The organism is Acinetobacter sp. SW-226 (assembly GCF_055632855.1).
On the sequence record NZ_JBVNBD010000002.1, the window covers coordinates 170,703 to 186,745 of the forward strand.

Genomic DNA, 16,043 nt, shown 5'->3' on the forward strand with positions numbered 1-16,043 from the left:
TTGATCTGATATAGATCCTGGTTGCTCAACATGAGAAATAAAGATTTAGATCCAAAGATAGGAATACCACTTAAAGTCATCACAGCGCGATTAGAACATGTGAAGTTTAACCTCAATGGCTTAATGAAATGTGTAGAAGCTTATGCGATCGCACGACAAAACAGTAAAGATCCGCACGAATGCCTAATCAGTGGTGATGAATGGACATATGCTGCACTAGATTGTCGAGATCCTATCTGGCGTGAACGAATGAAACGCACCAGTACCATTATGGGTGTTCAAGCCACTGGCCAAGAAATTCCACTCTCATTTATCAATCAGCTACCTTGCAACATTGGTGAAATCATTACTCTTGGCTCATGGAGCCTAACCAAAAATATTTATCGGTTTGAAGATCAAGTCATTCAAATGCTTGTAAAGACCGAGTACAACCGCAGTATCCCCGGTTTCCTATTAAACCTACCTGATATTGCGATCTACGTTCAAACCGACAATGCCAATCTCTACGTGCAAAATGAACAAGTGGTCGGTGTTATTTTTGCGAAAAACACGTTGAACGATCGCAAGGTGCTATTTACCACGGTATATACCGATACTGGCTTAGCAAAAACCATTACCATGCACTTCCCTGATGATGATGATTTTGAATCAACTGTTGAGGACTGCATGACCGATTTCATTGATACGTTTTTTGATGAAAAGAACTTGCCAGATGAACAAGAAATTAACACGTTCATGGAACTGCAGAAGAAGCTAATCAATTTGATTCTATGGTTCAGCCAAAAAGAACCAGATCTCAGACCATTAACACCAGAAACAACACAAGCCAGGCCTAAATTAGAGCTGATTAAGCGTGAATTGCGTTTATTTGAGGCCAATAAGTACAAGCCGACTATTGTTGGTACCGAAACAAATAAAAAGATCAATGAAGCGATCCTAAAGCGCGATGAAGATCTAAAGTCTGGCAACTACAAAGGTACCAAAAAACCACATCCACGGGTTCCTCACTGGAACTTTTACTGGTTGGGCAAACGTGGTACCAAAGAAAAATGGGTTAACCATTGGATACCATTTCAGATTGTTGGCGGTGTGCCTAAAGAAAAAGGGCTCTAAGGAATAAGTTATTAATTACGCAATGGTTGGGTAGTCTAAAAAATATTGGATTCCAACACTGATTCCGTAAAGCCAGTAAAAGCCCCATGAAATAAGAAAGAGCCCTATGTTGGCTCTTATTTTGTTTTTGTAAATCTCAATTTTAACGCAGCGTGATTTTCACTTTACCAACACACTTTTTGTTTAGTGGGCGATTATTACTATCTACCCGTCTCATATAGCCACATTGACTACAAGCAAAAGTATCATTACCTGAATCATTCGTAAATTTAAGCCAAATGTGACCATTGCCATCGTCTATATCTGTTTTAACGTATTTATCTAGATTCATGCTTAAACCTCTTAATAAGCTCACTCGATAATAACAATAGTTTTGCTTAGATAGTATTTTTCCAAAAGGAATTATTAACAGATTTTATATGTTTTTTAAGAAAAGTTTTTGAGCGCTTTTATTTATTAAAATTGAATTATTAAGCAAGGAGTTATAAAGCATGGCTAAATCAATAGACCAGTTATGGAGTGAATTACAGCAGATTCAATTTGATGAATCTAATTCCTTACCATGCGAATTCCATATCTGGAATAAAGGTACATATCGCTATCAGATCCTAGATTGGTTTGAAGCAAATTCTGAAAATGGCGTATTAAGCTTGCAAGGCAAAACCCATAAAACATTATGGGAAGAGTTTGGCAACACCCCGATAAACAATGATGATGAAATCGAAGAAGACTTTCATCTATGGGGCAAAGGTACAGACCGCTTCATTATCTGGCACTGGTTTGATGATCAATTAGAACACGGTGTAATTAGCTTAATTGAGAAAGGAGTTGCGTAATGGGATTATTTAGTTGCCCTCACTGTAATAGTGATATTGATACTAACGATAAAAAGTCTGGCCATCAGGTGAATGATGTAATTCAAGAAACCTTTTGTTCTGTTGACTGCAGTATTGAATATCTGGTGCATAACTCACAAATGATTGCAGTAGATCAATACGGAAGTTTGCCATTAAGCAATGAAAACCTGAATGAATTCATTGAAGCATTTTCTAATGAGGGTGTTGAAGAAGATGTGTTAGAACACATCAAAGCTGAACTTTGTTAAGTAGTCGCGCACGTGCTCTAAACAACACTGACAATTGCATTTAAAAAAAGGGCTTAAATCATTTAAGCCCTTTTAATATTTATACGATAAGAAAACTTTCTAATGTTTTTCCAGATTCAATCTCACGATTTAACCAGGATGGACGTTTACCACGACCGGCCCACACTTCTTTGTGGTTATTCGGGTTGCGATATTTAGGATCTGCTTTAACCACTGGCTTTTTATTTAATTTACGATTTTCGCCGTGCTCATTTAATTCAAGAATAGTTAAGCCTAATTCTTTTGCGATCTCAAACATTTTGAGATAACCGTCATCAAGTTTCTTATTCTCTACTACAACAATTTGGTTTTGTGCCTTTTTAATTAGGTCTTCTAACTGGTCTTTACTTAGGTTTTCAACTTCCATAACTAATCTCGAAAATTTGGATATATCAAATATACACCAGTGCGTTTTGTTTACAACCGCATACGGTACTTTTAATTGATTAAAATATTCGACTTATTCCATGGCTATTCTAATTTTTAAGCATAAGTTATTCCCACTTTAAATACATTAATCTAAAAATACATTCAACCTGTTAGGTAAATTAATATGCACAAGTATCTCATGATGAATCTTGCGATTAACGAAACATCAGCACTACCAATTGGTATCCGTATTTGTGATTTTAATATCGGCTTATATGCCTCTAAAAAAATTTCAGAAGTGCCAGCTTTAATGGCATTGGTTAATTACACCCTGTTTAAGTATTCAAGCTATGAGAGTGAAGAACTTGAAGACATTGAAACCTTATTAGAAGAACATGATTTTAAAACTCGCTATGACTCTTGGGAAATCAGCGGTGATTCTTTTTACGTTTTAGGTTTTAAAGAAATTACAAAAGACGAGTTTGAATTATTGCAAAAACTTGACCTGTTGACCGTGGTAGACGAATACAACTACCACCATAAACTTTTGTCGAATCATGGTGAGCATAAGTATGACGAATATTTCAAAAACTTTAACGAGTCTAAAGAGCAAGAAATCTTGAAGCAGTTTAAAGACATTGCATTCAACCTAAAAAGTGATGCCCCTTTAAACTCGACATTTGCTCAAGACGTTATAGAGTTGCTGACTACCTACAAGTTTGGTACAGCTTTAGAACCTATCGACAGCACTCACAGCGATACAAGAAATCGTTTCTACTTTAGCCACACGCTTGAGGGTAACTTTGCATCTAGAGCAATTCAGGTCATTATTTCAAATTACAAAGAAACTGGCGTCAAAAACCCTTATTCAGTGATTGAGCCTTTAAATCTTGAAATTATGCTTGAAGATGAACAATGTTTTGATGATGAATATGCAAATCTCGTTGTTGAATGTGAGTATGTGTTTAATCTTATTAAGACCGACTTATACACCAACACTTTTGAATAAACTAAGCCTTTAAGAGAGAAATCTCTTAAAGTTGCGCTTAAAAACGTAAACGATGTTTTTTTAATTGATTAAAAAAGGTTTTGAATTTTTAGCGCTGCAATGGCGCTCGTCATTATTAATTCTTTCTGGATGCTTAAATAAGTATTTTTTAAAAAAACTTTATCCGTTCATATTCTTAATATAATGAAACCAAATCAAGCAAATAGCTTAAAACTTGGAGAAAGCTCATGAATTTAAACCCTAATTTTTGCCCGATCGATTTTAACGAAGTTTACGGCAGTACTGACAATTTACCTTTGTTCTTGGTTAAAGCGTCACGCCAGGATTCTAACGATGACGAGCATAGTGAGTATTTCTTCATTCGCGCACCTCATGAGCACCGTTTAGCTTTCTTCCTTGCTCACATGTTCAAATCACATGTAGATAATGCCCTTTTGACCTTGGAAAACTTGGCTGAAGAAAATTATCAAAATATCCCTGAATTGGAAGAGTTGATGTCTTCATATGGTGTGATTGATGGCGTTGGCGTGGATACACTTTTTGATTTCCGCGCTAAGGAACTCACACTTGATAAAGCGCTGGAGCTAGTCGAATTCATTGAAATTAACCCACTCAATACTGATATTGTGGGCTCACTATTCTTGGAGGCACTTTAATGAATAGTAGCTTTATCTTAATTAATGAAGCTATGGCGCCTATTCGTAAGAATACGGCGCTTTTGGAAACCCTGTTATCTATGATCAGTACTGCAGATCAAGACCACGGCGACCAAAGCCCAAGCTTCCACATTAATATCCATGCTGGCATTGAATTGCCTAATCATGAAATTGCATATACCACTTTAAAAGGTTTTGCAGAGCTGACCGAAGATCATAATCTTTGTATCTATATGAATCCTGAGCTGTCAGAAAATGGCTTTATGTTGCTATCCACTCAAAACGTGGTACCTGATTGCTATGACAATTCTATCTTTGTAGATCTGTCGAATCAGTTATGCAGTTTCTTCAATCAAGAAGTACAGCAGTTAAACGATCAAGCGCAAAAGGCGTTAAAGCTGTTGTTACAGCATAAAATCAATGGAACAGCGATTCGCACGTTCAACCCTGAACAATTGCAGATCTTACAGAAAATCGCTGCATTAGATAGCTTCATGCTCGATGACCAGCGCGATTGGTTTTACTTTTCCGAAGTGGCCATTGATAACGCCTATAAAGACATGAAAAAAGGTTTAGAACTGTTGGTTCTCAACGAAGATATTAAGGATGCACTTAAACAGCTACTTGATGCAAACAACATGGAGTTTTGTGATTTACCAATACTCGTGGTTTTGTATCCCCTACTGGTTAAGTCTGAAGAAAATAACGAACTGGTACAGGCTTGCTTAAGTCATCTCATTGGCAACAACTTAATCAATGAGCCGTTTATTGCTGGTGTACAACTTGAAGCTGGTGCATTTAATAGTGAAATGAACACCTATACTTTATTGCCACACATGAAAGCAGTAAAAGAATTGCTGATAGATATTGAAGCAGATCTCACAAAAGTTTAACCGTTTTACCTGAGCTAATTGCTCAAAACCTTGGAGTTGTTATGGATACTATTGTTCGCGTTAAATCAGTTGGTGTTTTAGGTCTATCATCTAAAATCACGACATTTGTAATCGACATCGAGCTTGATGGCGGTAAATTAAAAATTGAAGATCAATTGCTTCATTTTAAGAATTCTTTACGTACAAGCTATCGAGAATATGATGAAAGTTTAGCGATCGTAAACAATAAGGCTATACTTTCCAATTTAGACAATGCAGTAAAACCAAACGAATTGCATGCTTTAGTTGATGATTATATCGACTCAGTTTGGGTAACAGATGCCAATAAAAACACCACTAAACAGCGCCGTGCGTCACTTGGTTTGCACAATCCAACGATAAAAGACAAAGGTGTTTTGAAAGAAGCCCTTTTAAGTGAAGTGAAGTTAGCCTACAAAAACTATATCAATCAGAACGTAGAAGCCTGATCAGATCGGAAGTATGTTGCGACCAGCATACTTCTTTTTTTTTGAACCTTAGCCTAGAATCATCCAATATCATCGCTTCATACCAAGAGAATCATGCCATATCTCATATATTTAATGTTCCTTGCGTTTGCAAGCGCCGTAATTTTAGTGGAAGAGGCTTATGGTCTTAACATCCAATTATTTGCAATGGGGATTGTCGTCATCATTGGACAATTGGCAATTTTTTGTTTTATCAACGCAGCGATTAACATCAACAATGAAAAACAACATCGCAATGCCGTCAAAACCTTGCACTATGGCGCTTCATTTTCATTAATTGTGGTCACTACACTGGTCTATTTATATAAGTATGTGTTGCACAAACAGGAATATTTGACCATGGCGATTTACTTTTTAGGAACGTGGTTTGCCATCACCCTTTTTGACTCAGTGTTTAAGTTAGTCAAAGTTGGTATTTTTAATAGCAAGAAAGACAGTGCTGAAGTTGTGAACTCAACGCGTAAAGTGACGGTAGTTACTTTAGCGATCTGTATGATTGGGTATTACTTATTTAGCAAATATGCATTAAATATTAACGTACTAGACTAGGCATCTTGTAAACAAAACCGCACCTAATACACAAGCGCAATAACCAGCAAAAAAGAACATCCTTTTAATTATTGCGCTAATCTTTTCCGTCACAGTACCGTTATGAACAATAAAAACTATCATAAACATTAAAGCGATCGTGCAGAGGAATAAGGCAAAAACAATTAAATAAGTAAAAGCAAAGTCAAAGTTTAATACCACTGGAAAACCAATAGATACCGCCATTAAAGCTATTGTACTTGATGCATTCATATCTTAAAGCCCATCTAGCAACTAGCTTAATCGTAGCGATAAATAAGCTTTAAAGCTGAAACTTTATTATTGAGATTGGTCAATGCACATTAAAAAAATGTGCTTGGTATATACCAGAAAGCAAAGAACCAGACGCAAAACGCCTGGCTCTTTAAAATTGAAAGGTGAATAAAAAAACACAAATCACTTGAACGCATTTCTTATTCAAGGTCAGTTTAATTAGATTTCTTGCCATTGTCTATGTAATGTAAACGTGGACAGCATTAAAACAATCTATATTTTTTGAAAAAAGTTTTGAAAAGGTACAGTGAAATATAATGAATGTATGGGCTCAATGCTCACCATTTGGAGAAATTATATGAACTTTAAAATCTTATCTAAAACAAAAGTTGTTGGTCTACAAGAAGACTCTCTCACCTCTTTTCAAAATTTTATGTTTGAAAATATTGCATGGGATAGCCAAGTCCGTGCTGATTATTACCAGTCAAATAAGAATACTGTACTGCTGGAGCTACCAGTACGTTTACGCCGTGACATTCAAATCGAAAATATCAACGGCGCTTTAGATGCACTAGTTGATTTTGAGCTGATCTACAAGCAAGACCAAGGCAAGTTGGTATCTTCATTGGTCGTTGATACGCAGTACTTGTTATGTATAAATGATCAGGATATTGATCTTTGGTCAATCGACAGCGAACTCAGTTTCTTACAAGAAGCTGACCGCAATCACCTTAAGAAGCTTATGCGTCATTGTGATGATCGTTTCCACGCGTGGATGCGCGAGATTAAGTCTTACTTCAATCGGTTGACAGTACAGCCGTTGCATCTAGATATGCAGATAAAAATACGCAAGATCGTAGGCTATACAGCGGTGCTACCTAAGACTTTTCCATAAGGCTTTAGGTGCCAGTATAAAAACAAATAGACCGCAATTAAGCGGTCTATTTTTTTGCCTAAAACGGCGTTAACAGATCTATGTAATATTTAGCCCTTAAAACTATTGGCAAGTATCTGAATAGCGCTCAGCACTTCCAAAGAATGATTCACCCTGATTGTCCACGATGTCTACATACAGATCTGGTTTAACTGGAGCATTGGCGAATACAGAGCAATAAAACGGATGAATCTTTTCATTCACAAAGCGGTTTAAAGAATCAGTTTCATCAGAAGAGTATTTATCTGCAGTTTTGCTAGACATCTGAACGTTCATATTAAAGTGTTTTGAATACTTCACTTTTTTAAGTACCGCACCAGTTTCAATCTGGTACGGTGTTTTAGTGTTAAGCAAACGCTCAACTTTAAGTTTGTTTTCAGCAGTAGGAGAAAGCGCAACAGCAGATTTTAAGCTGTTTGTATTCAGGTTATTTAAAGAACCATTAGCTAAAACAGCGCACGACATAGACACTGAGATTATTGCAACTGCAGATAATTTTAGTGTTTTGAATAAGTTCATGTTTAACGCCTTTCCTGTATATACTTAAATTATATACTTAATATACGATATTTGATTTTTTTGGAATTCTAATCTTATTTGATTTTGTTAATCGGTATATACCAATAAGATTGTTTATACGCAATTTAGCAAGAATCTCCCCCTTGTTTGGGGTTACAATTATTGTAATTTACAGATTGTTGATACAGGAAACCGATATGTCTGAAGAAGTGAAATACGAAGACCGTGTACGTGCTGCATACCGTTCTGCTCAAGGCAATGTAGCTCAAGAGTTCTCCCCTCACATTGTTAAAGCATGTGAAGCATCATCAAACGCACGTATGGAGCGCTTAGCAACTGGTCAAACAACATTTGACGAGGAAGAAGCTGCATTGATGAAAAAATGGAATGCACTTAAAAACAAAGCCTAATCATCGCGAATACAACCTAATCTAGCTTACAGCGGATTACCAAACCCAATCACTCATAAGTAGAACAATATGGACGATAAACTTGAGTTTTATTTAGATGCAAAAGACATCTTATCTCAACCTACCAGTTGCCAAGCGCAAGGCGACTATAAAAAGGCACTGGAAAAAGAAATCACGGAACATCGAATAGCGAAAATGGAAATTTCGCCTTTACGTGGCAATTACGATCTCGACCACCTCTCTAAAATCCATGAAAAAATCTTTGAGCATATTTACGATTGGGCTGGAGAAGTGCGTCTGGACGACATTTCTAAACGTGCGATCGACCCGAACGGTAATTATGAAATCGGTCATTTCCTAGATAAAAACCTGATCCCTGATGAACTGAATAAGTTCTCACAGGCGGTTAAAGAAAAAGACCACCTGAAAGGTTTGGACAAAGACCAGTTTGTGCAAGAGTTCACTCAGCTTTATGCCAAGTTAAATGAAGCTCACCCTTTTGAAGAGGGTAACGGTCGCGCTGCTAAACTGATGATGAACCAGCTGGCGAATGATGCTGGTTACACCATGGTATATAGCAAGGTCGCCGTATCAGATTGGAACTATGCGTTTAAACGTTCACTGACAGATCAAGAGCTTTATGTCGGTGAAAACTATGAAAACCTAGAACCGATGGAACAAGACCTCTCTTACCTTTTAAAAGTCATGGACAATATCATTGAACCATACGATCTAGTCCTGAAGCTTGAAAATACGGAAGAACAAGAGCAAGAACAGGAAAATGACCAGGATAAATCAAATGATGATGATTCACCGAGTTACGGATAATTAGATTAATCCGTATACGATGGCTTTTAATTGATTAAAAGATTCTTGAAAAAAGAATCTTTTTTTTGAGAAAAATTTCTAATGAAGTGGCTCAGATTAAAATAAAACCTTAGGAAAATATTGTCCGAAACTTGGAGATGAATAATGAATAACGCAGCACATCAATTTGCAAATAAAGTGGTCGCTCAATACCAATTTACAAACGGAAGTGATTCAAGTCTGAATCATTTAATTATCGGCAACAGCACCGCAGAAATTATCGACACCTTAATTTATATGCTTTTCTCAAGCCATGCTGAAACCTATGACGATGGCGTTGTTTGGTTTAAATCAGTGGACGCAATTAATGTTGAGAAGTCTTACATTACTTACAACAGTCGAGAAAGCTGCATTTTTGCTTATTTTGTGTTTGATAAAAATCCATTAATGCTGAAAACAACCGCATTGCATATTGATAATGTTTGTTACTTTGGATGTGAAAGTGACACCACCAATAAAACCATCGAATTTTTAGAAAAATTCAAAGTTCGTGTATCCCTTGCTAAAGAGTGCCACAAGTTCAAATTCAATACTGAGCATCATGAAACCTTGATGCATGAAACCATCAAAACCTTAAAAACTATCTATGAAGAACATAACGACATGGATGCCGAAAAGTTATCTCAACACCATGACACAACTCATTTAGTTAACACATTTCTTGCTTAACCGTACACCATACAATAAACAAAACCCGAAAAAGGATATAACAATGCTATTAGGCGCTTTAAAACAATCTCTAAGCTCAGTCATCGACATGAACCGCTACACCGCCCTTTGCTCACATGTGGAGGGTGAAAACTTGCCGTTATGCGCTCAATTTCGTGTACTTAAATATATCTTTGGTGAGCATGGTCTAAGCGCACTTAAAAATTACAAAGAAGTTGAACACATTGACGAAGCTTTTTTGAAAAAACACTTCCTACGCATGATGAACTATGACTTTGAAGCAGTCATATACCTTGCTATGGTCGGCATGCGCGAACTTATCTTAGAAGCTGATGCTTTTGACCATGACGGCGAACAAAACGCCCAAAATGAGCTTAAACAAGCATTCCAATACGTTTCAGAAAATGACGTTCGTAATTTTGCTTATGTCACTCACATGGGCTATTCAGAAAAGTATTTCAACTGGAATATCATTCGCCACCAGTCTAAAGATGAAGCGGATAATCCCCTCACCTTTTGGTTATTTAAGAATGCAATGTATTCACTATTTTTCAACTTAGCCAATCGGAAATAATGCCCCAACTCATTAAGAGTATTTAAGTCCGAACTTAAGTACTCTTTTTTTTGCATTAGAAAAATAGACCGGTATATACGCCGTCTAAGCATGGCTTAAAACGTATACGATGATTTTAATTGATTAAAAATATTTCAAATATCCATTACGTGTTTTAGGTCGGTTAATTAATTCCAATAAAGTTATTCATTAGTATTTTTTAAATAAAATGGTTCTATCGAAAGCAATTGCTTAAAACTTGGAGTCCTGTAATGAATCAACTTGATAAGCTAAATCATTTAAAAAATATCATCAAGCAAGTACCACATGAGCGTTTTGATCTGGATTTATGGCGCACGATCCCTGGTACCGACAATATGACTTTTGCTCAACTTATAAATAGTGATGCTAATTGTTGCGTCATAGGTTGGGCGACAGCTGATGAAACATTTAAAAGACTTAACTTCATGATGTTAGACGGCGTTCCCCTTTATGCACCATTCCGTGCGAATACTGGTGAGCCATTCACTTATGAAGAACTCAAAACAAATGTTGTTTATCGCGGTTCTGAAGCAGTACGTGAGTTTTTTGGACTCAATTATGAAGATGTCGATCATATTATTTTTGACAGCAACTACGCTTTTGAAGACCGAATCAAAGACGAGATTATTCATCATATCAACCAAGTTATTAATTGCGTGAACATCCGTCCACAAGACCTTGACCACTTGTTATCTAGCTCAATTGTTGCACTGGATAAAGAAGTCCGTGAGTTCACTTTAAATGATGATGAAGTCCGTGAAATATCTGTTGTGGTTGATTGCTTCAATAAGTTTTTCCCCGATGGTGCTTATCTTGAGTTTGTTGCTACGGTCAACGTACCAGGTGATTGTGATCCACTGGAATACATCGCCAGCAATTACAACATTAAAGAGCCATTAGCTTTCGTTCCTAAGCCGAATGAAGCATTAGAAGAATATCTGGAAACATACCCGATCGAACATCTCATGCATAACTGGCAAGAGGATTTCATTTCGCCGTATGACGAAATCATTAATCAACGTTTAACGCATATCGCATTGCAAAATTTAAATAGCGCAAAAGTAGTTCAATAAGGAAACCTACCCATGACAATTGAAAATCCGCAACTCGTCAGTGCCATCAACGAACTTGGCTTTTACTTGCCACAGCAAGTACAACAGATACCGAACACCACAGAAGCCGGTTTTCGTGTGTATGTGATCGATACAGCAAAACATACCAACATCGAGGCACTAATTAGTGCTATTGAGAATGTCAGTATCACTTCACAGCCCTTTTCTTTTCAAGATGATTACGACATGGGCGTGTTTTTTGAGGGATTTAGTTTCTTCTTGCCTATGCTCATTTGTCGGCAAGCACTTTATTGCTTAGGGTGAAACTTTATTGTTCAACCACATCATTACACAAGACAGTGATGCACCTTTACCTCTGTTCTTAATTCAACTGGATTTGTAATTCCAACAGCGGTACGTGCGCCAATATGTACCGCTACCCCTTTTGGCACACCGCCTAAAACTTGGAGCAGATATGAACAAAGCAACGACCGTTGAGCGTTTAGAAAAGCTGATTGAGCTAGTGATCGAGGTCATTCCTGATGAAAGCTTTGATTTCGACATTTGGCGTGATTATGACGCAAGCCATACAGAACAACACACCGATTTCTTTTCAGGTTTCACCACAGAAGAATTGTTAGATAAAAATATTGTAGGATGCCTGATTGGTTGGGCTACGTCTGTCGAGTATTTCCAAAATCTAGGTTTCAATTTTCATGGTTCTGTTGGGCCAATCTTCATGTATGAAAAAATACTCAGCAATGAAGAGCTAAAAGATGCGCCTGTTGTCACTGTACCAGTCGTTTACCAGTGGAAAGCAGTACGTGAGTTTTTTGGCATCACTCAGGAAGATGCTTTGGTGATGTTTAGCTATGACAATTACGACCAGGCCAAAATTGATAAGGACACAATGATTCGATTTATTGAACGCATCATCCAAAAATATAAGTAACCACCGAAACGGCGCAATGCCGTTTTGCTAGACGTTATAACCGCTTACGATGATTTTAATTGGTTAAAATATTTTCAATATTTTTAAATTTTGAGAAAAGTTTTTCCCCTGGTACACCCCTCTATACTTAATCCATAGCAAGCAAGGCACAAAGCCTTAAATCTGGAGTAAGTCGAGTGAATACAGCGCATAAGTACGATGATCAAGTCATCATCCCAACAATAGCCGGGCAACTGGAGTTGCTGTCTGGTACCGATCTAAACAAAGAACTGGCTGAGCATGTTTTTCATGAAGCACCAGACATCGATCTAAGTATCTATGACATTTTTATTGTCTGCTTAAGTGGCGGTAAGGATTCGATTGCAGCGTATTTGCGCTTACTGGAGGCTGGAGTAGATAAAAGCAAAATTGAGCTTTGGCACCACAAAATTGATGAAGAAAACCAGCCGTTCATGGATTGGGTGTTCATGGAAAACTATACCAAAGCATTCGCTCAGGCATTCGACACACCATTGTACTTCAGTTGGCTCGAGGGCGGTTTCCTTGGCGAAATGCTCAAAGAAAACAGCTACTCAAAACCCCACTTCGTAGAAACACCAGAGGGCTTAATTAAGCTTGAACGCGACAACAACCGCAGTAAAACAGGCACACGCTTGAAGTTCCCACAACAAGCAGCCAGCCTCATGACGCGCTGGTGTTCTTCAGCGTTAAAGATCGATGTCGGACGCAGAGCATTGAACAACCAAGAACGCTTTGACGGCAAGAACATTTGTTTTATCACTGGTGAACGCCGTGAAGAGTCACCAAACCGCAGTAAGTACAACCAGCTAGAACCGCACCCATGCGACCGTAGAAGCGGTAAGAAAGCAAGACGCGTTGACTGGTGGAAGAACGTGCTTCACTTCACTGAAGAGCAAGTATGGGAGTTACTGGAGAAGTACAAGGTTACTCCACCAGTGCCATATCGCTTAGGTTGGGGCCGTAGCTCATGCATGACCTGTATCTTCAACAGTCCTAAAATCTGGTCAACCATCAGCACCTACTACCCTGAACGCGCTCAGCTGATCGCTGGTTATGAACAAAAGTTTGATTGTACGATCAGTCGCTCAAAGATCGATGTCGTCAGTCTGAGCAATGGCATTGAGCCATTCGACATTCAGGATATGGAAGCACTGGTACAGTCCAAAATTGAAAGTTATTACCTACCAGTGTTCACGGATAACTGGACGGTTCCACCAGGCGCATTCAACAAGGAGGGTTGTGGATCGCTGTAAATTAGGGTGCCATTTGGCACCTTTTTAGGATGAAAACCGCAAGCGATGTTTTTTAATTGATTAAAAATGGTTTGGAATAATTTTGTTTTTGAATAAGTTTTTGACACCACCTGTCAGCATAAAATGATTTTAAACCAATCAATATGAGATGATGTTTATGACAACTTTAAACGAAACAATGCAAAAGTTCTGTAAAGCTAAGGCAATGATGACCTATTTAATGTCTGATGATCCTATCATTGATGAATCTGTCAGCCGTTACGAAAATTGGGCATTGGCTTATGACCTTTTTGTGAGTATTGGGCATCTGGATCTAGAACAAGTTGAGCAGATCTGGAATGAAAAAACCCATACCAATTTTGTGCTTTGGGGTGTAGTTGGTGAATGTTCAATAGAAGAAATTGTATCGTATGTGACAGAAGAATATGACGCTCAAGCTGTCACACTGGCGCAGATTAATGAATTACAAGACGGTAAAACACTGGCAGAAATCTAAAATCAACCTAAGGAATGAGTTATTAATTAAGTATTAATAGCTCATTTTTTATTGTCTGAAACTATACAACTACCACCTTGAATCATTTTCACAAGCATCGCCATCGCCGTCACCATCCATCATGGTATCTGGGCAGTTTTTCACAAACCAATCAGCTTCTTCTTTAGATCGCATTTGAGAGCAATGCTTACGACCATCGCACTTATAGGCTACTGGCTTTTGATATATAGCATTTGTAGTTTGATTATCTTTATATAGATATTTCTTTAATTGAATGCTACCTAGATATGCCACCCCAATAGCTATGCTAATAAAAATTATCCATAGATATAGTGGCAATGATTTTTGCTTGTCATGCGTTTGTTCATGGTCGGAATAGTAAACATGGATTGCCCTATTTTTATTTTCTTTTTTAACTACCTCGAAATAGACCTCTCGACCTACTATTGGCTGTTCGCCTTTCTGAAAATCCTTAATATGGAAAAATACATCACCAAAATTACTCGTAGATATAAAACCAAAACCACGCTCATTATTATATTTTTTAATTGTTCCTGTTAGTACCACCTAAAACCCCAAATATATATTAAAAGCTATATTAATTATATTTGTTAAACCTAAATAAATACTATCTTTTTTTTAAAAAATAGTTTTAAGGTTTATGGATTTATTATAATTAAAACATCAAAAGCAATTGCTTAAAACATGGAGTAGCTATTATGAATAATTTTTTCGCTGGTGCTGAAGTCATCACTGTTTTTTCTTTACAAGACGCTTTAGAAGAGGGCGTGATTCTTTGCCTTAGCGATAAAGAAGAACATGCCAAAGATTGCAAACAGTTCTATAAGTTCCCTGTTTATATTACAAGCAACTTGTATAACAAGCACCTGACAGCTGCAAAAGCAATTTTTCCGAATGGTACGGAAGCTGATGCTGAAAAAATCAATGATTTAATGGGATATACCATCTTTGATATGTTGAACATGAGCGTTCGTGGTTCAGTTGCACTTAATGACCAAAGCGTTAAGTTTAAATATGCTCTACAAGATACACCGCATACCTTTTCTGACACCTTAATCACCAATATTGCTACGGTTGGGCCTGGTGTGAATGGTGAGCCTATCATTACTTTTATGATGCCTGAAGACCAATAAACACAACACCTAGCATTGACCAAACAATGCTAGGTTTTTTTGAGATCCGAACGTTCATTGAGAGGTATAAAAAATTCAAATGGCGACTATGAAAATTGACAACCCTGACTTATTCGGCTTTGCAAATATGCAAGAAATAGAACAACAAAGAGAAAAAAACGAATTAAAACGTATAGAAACGATGAAGCTTGTCCGTTGTGACTGGTTTATCGCCGTGACATCTACTGGAGAGCTGTTTAAGTACAGTGAAAAAGTACCAGCAAAATATAAGGCGTTTAAAGGCATTAAATTATTCAAGTGCTGGAATGAAGCTACCGCGGATCTCGTGTTAAATGCCGTAAAAGGCGCAATCAAGCGTGATCATTACGAAGTGCCAGACGTTAAAAAAAGCAAAAAGCTTGCTGTTGATAGTTGGGTAAGAAACATTGATCTAAAGTTTCTACATTTGCCAGTCGGTCAACTCACCAACCTATACAGGGAACATCAGGAGCGTTTAAGACTGAAGCGTGAAAAAGCCAGACTTAAAGAAAATGAAAACACGTATGACGTAGAACCGCACTAATCACACCCACCAGGAATAAGCACCCATAGCTTATTCCTTTCATAAGATGATGGCCGTAAACGGTGTTT

General features: G+C 37.5%; 25 protein-coding genes. 20 read left to right on the forward strand and 5 right to left on the reverse strand.

All coding sequences use genetic code 11. The features are described 5' to 3' along the window. Positions 1 to 30 precede the first annotated feature (30 nt). Positions 31 to 1,113: an AcrVA2 family anti-CRISPR protein gene (locus ACZ8ZH_RS18660; protein ID WP_098733232.1), complete on the forward strand. Its 1,083-nt coding sequence runs from the start codon at positions 31 to 33 to the stop codon at positions 1,111 to 1,113. A gap of 142 nt (positions 1,114 to 1,255) precedes the next feature. On the opposite strand, the gene ACZ8ZH_RS18665 is transcribed toward ACZ8ZH_RS18660, so the two are convergent. Beyond that, a complete protein-coding gene (locus tag ACZ8ZH_RS18665; RefSeq protein WP_125274517.1) occupies positions 1,256 to 1,444 on the reverse strand; it encodes a hypothetical protein in 189 nt (62 codons plus the stop codon). Positions 1,445 to 1,604: 160 nt separating this feature from the next. On the opposite strand from ACZ8ZH_RS18665, the gene ACZ8ZH_RS18670 reads away from it, so the two are divergent. Further along, a complete protein-coding gene (locus tag ACZ8ZH_RS18670) occupies positions 1,605 to 1,949 on the forward strand; it encodes a hypothetical protein (protein ID WP_038350037.1) in 345 nt (114 codons plus the stop codon). Then, on the forward strand, positions 1,949 to 2,218 hold the full coding sequence (locus ACZ8ZH_RS18675; RefSeq protein ID WP_144583860.1) for a hypothetical protein: 270 nt from the start codon (positions 1,949 to 1,951) through the stop codon (positions 2,216 to 2,218). Before ACZ8ZH_RS18670 ends, ACZ8ZH_RS18675 begins: the two co-directional genes overlap by 1 nt. Positions 2,219 to 2,297: 79 nt before the next feature. Here ACZ8ZH_RS18675 and ACZ8ZH_RS18680 read toward each other — a convergent pair whose 3' ends face one another. Then, on the reverse strand, positions 2,298 to 2,624 hold the full coding sequence (locus ACZ8ZH_RS18680) for an H-NS histone family protein (RefSeq protein ID WP_024160744.1): 327 nt from the start codon (positions 2,622 to 2,624) through the stop codon (positions 2,298 to 2,300). Between the two features lie 186 nt (positions 2,625 to 2,810). On the opposite strand from ACZ8ZH_RS18680, the gene ACZ8ZH_RS18685 reads away from it, so the two are divergent. The 5 genes from ACZ8ZH_RS18685 to ACZ8ZH_RS18705 all read left to right on the forward strand — a co-directional run bounded on the left by ACZ8ZH_RS18685 (position 2,811) and on the right by ACZ8ZH_RS18705 (position 6,239). After that, positions 2,811 to 3,635, forward strand: a complete 825-nt coding sequence (locus ACZ8ZH_RS18685; protein WP_139420425.1) for a hypothetical protein — start codon at positions 2,811 to 2,813, stop codon at positions 3,633 to 3,635. A gap of 227 nt (positions 3,636 to 3,862) precedes the next feature. Beyond that, positions 3,863 to 4,291, forward strand: a complete 429-nt coding sequence (locus ACZ8ZH_RS18690) for a hypothetical protein (RefSeq protein WP_024160746.1) — start codon at positions 3,863 to 3,865, stop codon at positions 4,289 to 4,291. Continuing rightward, positions 4,291 to 5,184, forward strand: a complete 894-nt coding sequence (locus ACZ8ZH_RS18695; RefSeq protein WP_024160747.1) for a hypothetical protein — start codon at positions 4,291 to 4,293, stop codon at positions 5,182 to 5,184. Before ACZ8ZH_RS18690 ends, ACZ8ZH_RS18695 begins: the two co-directional genes overlap by 1 nt. A gap of 41 nt (positions 5,185 to 5,225) precedes the next feature. Next, a complete protein-coding gene (locus ACZ8ZH_RS18700; RefSeq protein WP_024160748.1) occupies positions 5,226 to 5,651 on the forward strand; it encodes a hypothetical protein in 426 nt (141 codons plus the stop codon). A 93-nt stretch (positions 5,652 to 5,744) separates the two neighbouring features. After that, positions 5,745 to 6,239: a hypothetical protein gene (locus ACZ8ZH_RS18705; RefSeq protein WP_024160749.1), complete on the forward strand. Its 495-nt coding sequence runs from the start codon at positions 5,745 to 5,747 to the stop codon at positions 6,237 to 6,239. Here the strand turns inward: ACZ8ZH_RS18705 and ACZ8ZH_RS18710 are convergent. Next, positions 6,231 to 6,491, reverse strand: coding sequence for a hypothetical protein (locus tag ACZ8ZH_RS18710; RefSeq protein WP_024160750.1), 261 nt, complete (start codon positions 6,489 to 6,491; stop codon positions 6,231 to 6,233). The two genes, ACZ8ZH_RS18705 and ACZ8ZH_RS18710, sit on opposite strands and share 9 nt — an antisense overlap. Before the next feature lie 358 nt (positions 6,492 to 6,849). On the opposite strand from ACZ8ZH_RS18710, the gene ACZ8ZH_RS18715 reads away from it, so the two are divergent. Then, a complete protein-coding gene (locus ACZ8ZH_RS18715) occupies positions 6,850 to 7,386 on the forward strand; it encodes a hypothetical protein (RefSeq protein ID WP_038350032.1) in 537 nt (178 codons plus the stop codon). A gap of 102 nt (positions 7,387 to 7,488) precedes the next feature. Here ACZ8ZH_RS18715 and ACZ8ZH_RS18720 read toward each other — a convergent pair whose 3' ends face one another. Next, a complete protein-coding gene (locus ACZ8ZH_RS18720; RefSeq protein WP_044111924.1) occupies positions 7,489 to 7,944 on the reverse strand; it encodes a hypothetical protein in 456 nt (151 codons plus the stop codon). A gap of 197 nt (positions 7,945 to 8,141) precedes the next feature. Between ACZ8ZH_RS18720 and ACZ8ZH_RS18725 the strand changes: the two genes are divergently transcribed. The 9 genes from ACZ8ZH_RS18725 to ACZ8ZH_RS18765 all read left to right on the forward strand — a co-directional run bounded on the left by ACZ8ZH_RS18725 (position 8,142) and on the right by ACZ8ZH_RS18765 (position 14,259). Further along, complete coding sequence (locus ACZ8ZH_RS18725) at positions 8,142 to 8,354, forward strand: hypothetical protein (RefSeq protein WP_005006071.1); 213 nt, start codon at positions 8,142 to 8,144, stop codon at positions 8,352 to 8,354. Positions 8,355 to 8,423: 69 nt separating this feature from the next. Beyond that, complete coding sequence (locus ACZ8ZH_RS18730; RefSeq protein ID WP_005006069.1) at positions 8,424 to 9,182, forward strand: Fic/DOC family protein; 759 nt, start codon at positions 8,424 to 8,426, stop codon at positions 9,180 to 9,182. 144 nt (positions 9,183 to 9,326) lie between these two features. Then, positions 9,327 to 9,890, forward strand: coding sequence for a hypothetical protein (locus ACZ8ZH_RS18735; RefSeq protein WP_057694171.1), 564 nt, complete (start codon positions 9,327 to 9,329; stop codon positions 9,888 to 9,890). Between the two features lie 43 nt (positions 9,891 to 9,933). Further along, a complete protein-coding gene (locus tag ACZ8ZH_RS18740) occupies positions 9,934 to 10,464 on the forward strand; it encodes a hypothetical protein (RefSeq protein WP_024160755.1) in 531 nt (176 codons plus the stop codon). A gap of 251 nt (positions 10,465 to 10,715) precedes the next feature. Continuing rightward, positions 10,716 to 11,558, forward strand: a complete 843-nt coding sequence (locus ACZ8ZH_RS18745) for a hypothetical protein (RefSeq protein ID WP_024160756.1) — start codon at positions 10,716 to 10,718, stop codon at positions 11,556 to 11,558. Positions 11,559 to 11,570: 12 nt separating this feature from the next. After that, on the forward strand, positions 11,571 to 11,861 hold the full coding sequence (locus ACZ8ZH_RS18750) for a hypothetical protein (protein ID WP_470247937.1): 291 nt from the start codon (positions 11,571 to 11,573) through the stop codon (positions 11,859 to 11,861). 151 nt (positions 11,862 to 12,012) lie between these two features. Beyond that, the gene (locus tag ACZ8ZH_RS18755) at positions 12,013 to 12,489 is read left to right on the forward strand and encodes a hypothetical protein (RefSeq protein WP_005006052.1); all 477 of its coding nucleotides are present in this window, start codon (positions 12,013 to 12,015) and stop codon (positions 12,487 to 12,489) included. A gap of 176 nt (positions 12,490 to 12,665) precedes the next feature. After that, entirely contained in the window at positions 12,666 to 13,763 is a 1,098-nt protein-coding gene (locus tag ACZ8ZH_RS18760) for an adenine nucleotide alpha hydrolase family protein (RefSeq protein ID WP_024160758.1), read from the forward strand. 157 nt (positions 13,764 to 13,920) lie between these two features. Continuing rightward, positions 13,921 to 14,259: a hypothetical protein gene (locus tag ACZ8ZH_RS18765; RefSeq protein ID WP_024160759.1), complete on the forward strand. Its 339-nt coding sequence runs from the start codon at positions 13,921 to 13,923 to the stop codon at positions 14,257 to 14,259. Between the two features lie 69 nt (positions 14,260 to 14,328). Here the strand turns inward: ACZ8ZH_RS18765 and ACZ8ZH_RS18770 are convergent, their stop codons facing one another. After that, on the reverse strand, positions 14,329 to 14,826 hold the full coding sequence (locus ACZ8ZH_RS18770; protein ID WP_024160760.1) for a cold shock domain-containing protein: 498 nt from the start codon (positions 14,824 to 14,826) through the stop codon (positions 14,329 to 14,331). A gap of 152 nt (positions 14,827 to 14,978) precedes the next feature. On the opposite strand from ACZ8ZH_RS18770, the gene ACZ8ZH_RS18775 reads away from it, so the two are divergent. Together ACZ8ZH_RS18775 and ACZ8ZH_RS18780 are read left to right on the forward strand one after the other, a co-directional pair. Continuing rightward, complete coding sequence (locus tag ACZ8ZH_RS18775; RefSeq protein ID WP_005006045.1) at positions 14,979 to 15,413, forward strand: DUF6573 family protein; 435 nt, start codon at positions 14,979 to 14,981, stop codon at positions 15,411 to 15,413. A gap of 88 nt (positions 15,414 to 15,501) precedes the next feature. Further along, complete coding sequence (locus tag ACZ8ZH_RS18780) at positions 15,502 to 15,975, forward strand: hypothetical protein (RefSeq protein WP_227504915.1); 474 nt, start codon at positions 15,502 to 15,504, stop codon at positions 15,973 to 15,975. The last annotated feature ends 68 nt before the right edge of the window (positions 15,976 to 16,043 follow it).